Raw genomic sequence first — 2,478 nt, forward strand, 5'->3', positions numbered from 1 at the left:
ACCGCAGCCCCATCGCCTACGAGAACGCCTTCCGAACGACATCAACTACGCTGACGCAAGCCGCATAACCCGTGTCCAGGAACCGGGGTCAAGGCCCGGCTGCCGCCCTTGCGGACGTCGGTCGTGGCCTGCCGGTTGCCGGTGGCTTGCTGGCGGGGCATGATGCGGTGTCCGCCGCCGTCGGGGATGTTGCCGAGTTTCTTGATGTCCACATGGACCAGCTCGCCGGGATGCTCGCGTTCGTAGCGGCGGATGACCTGGCCGGTGGGCCGGTCCATCCAGCGCAGACGGTTCAGCTGATGACGGGTCAGAACGCGATGGACCGTCGAGGCGGGCATTTCCAGGATCGGACCGATGCGTGCGGGACCGAGCTTGCGTTCGCGCCGCAGCTCGCAGATGCGGTTCTCGACGTCTGCAGGGGTGCGGTGTGGTGTCGTCAGCGGGCGGCTTGAGCGGTCATACAGTCCAGCATCGCCTTCGGCTCGCCAGCGCCGGACCCCCTTGTGAGCGGTGGTGCGGGATATGCCCATTTCGTCGGCGACATGTGCGACGGGCCTGCCTGCGCGGACTCGCTCGATGAGGAGGCGTCTGCCGTGGACCGTCAACCGTGCATTGGGGTGGGGCACGTCGACCTCTAGAGCATTGGGGGGAATCGGAGAGCGGGGCCGGGGCCAGGACGCTCTGCGCCCAAGGGCCCTGGCCTTGCGATGGTCTGCATCAGTTGGTGGCCGTGAGCAGTTCGGTCGGCTCAGGGCACCTGCCCTTTGGCCGTGGCGCGGCTCCAGGCGGTCACGGACCTGTTCTGCCGCCTCCATCACCGCCCTGCCAATGCTCAAAAGGTTCGGTCCGCTACCGCTGCGCGGCGTCGGACACTGCGGCCCACTGCTCCCATGTGTCGATCCGCTTCGCGTAGACGCCCTTGACACGGTTGAGGACCCAGTCGCCGAGCAGCAGTCGCAGCGGCGGTTCGGCGGTGTCCACGACTGCGAGAACAGCGGCTGCGGTTGCCGCAGCGTCGCCGGTCGTCGACGGGTCGAACGAGGCGTAGATCGCCTTGCGGGCGCCGTCGTACTCGTCCATGGCTGGAGCGGCCTTCGTTGCTCCGCGGAATCCGGTGGTGTAGCTGCCCGGCTCGATGATCGTCACCTTGATCCCGTGCGCGGCTACCTCACCGGCCAGGGCTTCGCTCATGGCTTCAACAGCGAACTTGGTCTGGACGTAGGCCCCGCCGGTCGGGAAGCTGGCGATCCCGCCGATGCTGGACACGGTGAGGATGTGCCCGCTGCCTTGCGCCCTCAGTAGCGGCAGTGCTGCCTGGATGACCGACAGGGTTCCGAAGACGTTCGTGTCGAAGTTCGCCTTCACCTCGTCGAAGTCCAGTTCCTCGACCGCGCCGGTGTAGCTGTAGCCCGCGTTGCTCACTACCACGTCCAGCCGGCCGAAGTGAGCGTGCGTCTCGGCGACGGTCCGGAACACGGCCTCGCGGTCGGTCACGTCCAGCGCACATACCAGTACGGCGTCCCCGAAACGGTCCACCAGATCCGCGAGTGCCTCAGGGGTGCGGGCGGTCGCGACGACCTTGTCCCCGCGGCCGAGGGCTGCCTCCGTCCACATGCGGCCGAACCCACTCGACGCGCCCGTGACGAACCAGACCTTTGGCGTCATGACCAGCCTCCAAAAATTACACTCAGTGCGAACTCTTGCAAGGTTACACTGAGTGCGAGTTTTCGGCGCGAGGCCGGACCCGGACCGGAAGGAGGCGGGGGAAAGGTGACAGGAGCACGCGAGAGCAAGAAGGAAGCCACCCGCGCCCGGATCGCGGAAGCCGGACTGCGGCTCTTCCGCGAACACGGCTACGACGCCACCACGCTCGACGACATCGCAGCAGCAGCCGGGATCTCCCGCCGAACCTTCTTCTACTACTTCAAGTCCAAGGACGATGTCCTGCTCGCCTGGCACGGGGCAGGGGCCCTCTCATCCGCTCTGCACCCGGCCATGCTCGAACAATCCCCGGAACAGACCCCCCTCGAAGCAGCGATGCGCTGCCTGCTCAGCCTCGCTTCGCGCTACGAAACCGCCGAGTCCAAAGCCATGGATGCTCTGATGCGATCTTCCGACGCGCTCAGCGGCCGCAAAGACATTGCCGAGATCCAAATGGAACGGGACCTGGCCGACGCCATGTCGACGCTCTGGCCCGACCCCGCACAGCGGACCCACCTCCGCATCGCCGCGATGATGGCCATCGGCACCCTTCGGCTCTCACTCGACGACTGGCGAAACGACACCTCGGATACCCCGCTGGCTCACCACCTGGACCGCAACTTCCGCACCCTGATGCCGTCGGCAAGCGACGGCGAATGACGACAAGCTGCCCGCCCCTTTAGACGTTGTTTTATTTGGTGAGTCGGCGGTGGCAGATGAGGGCTGCGGCTATGCCGACGAAGGCGAGGAAGTGTTCGGCCTTGCGCTCGTAGCGGC

The 2,478-nt window shown here is 66.3% G+C and carries 2 protein-coding genes and 1 pseudogene; 1 reads left to right on the forward strand and 2 read right to left on the reverse strand.

All coding sequences use genetic code 11. The annotated features are described in order from the left end of the window. Positions 1-71 precede the first annotated feature (71 nt). Positions 72-626: pseudogene (locus IF99_RS33125) on the reverse strand (helix-turn-helix domain-containing protein); the annotation flags it as partial. Positions 627-849: 223 nt separating this feature from the next. Then, positions 850-1,665 carry an SDR family NAD(P)-dependent oxidoreductase gene (locus IF99_RS0130040; RefSeq protein ID WP_031001593.1) on the reverse strand — a complete coding sequence of 272 codons (816 nt, stop codon included), beginning with the start codon at positions 1,663-1,665 and terminating at the stop codon, positions 850-852. Positions 1,666-1,770: 105 nt separating this feature from the next. Here IF99_RS0130040 and IF99_RS0130045 point away from each other — a divergent pair, with 105 nt between their 5' ends. Continuing rightward, entirely contained in the window at positions 1,771-2,361 is a 591-nt protein-coding gene (locus IF99_RS0130045; RefSeq protein ID WP_051703772.1) for a TetR/AcrR family transcriptional regulator, read from the forward strand. Positions 2,362-2,478: the final 117 nt, after the last annotated feature.

Origin of the sequence: Streptomyces sp. NRRL F-5630 (genome assembly GCF_000719475.1) — a bacterium.
GTDB lineage: Bacteria > Actinomycetota > Actinomycetes > Streptomycetales > Streptomycetaceae > Streptomyces.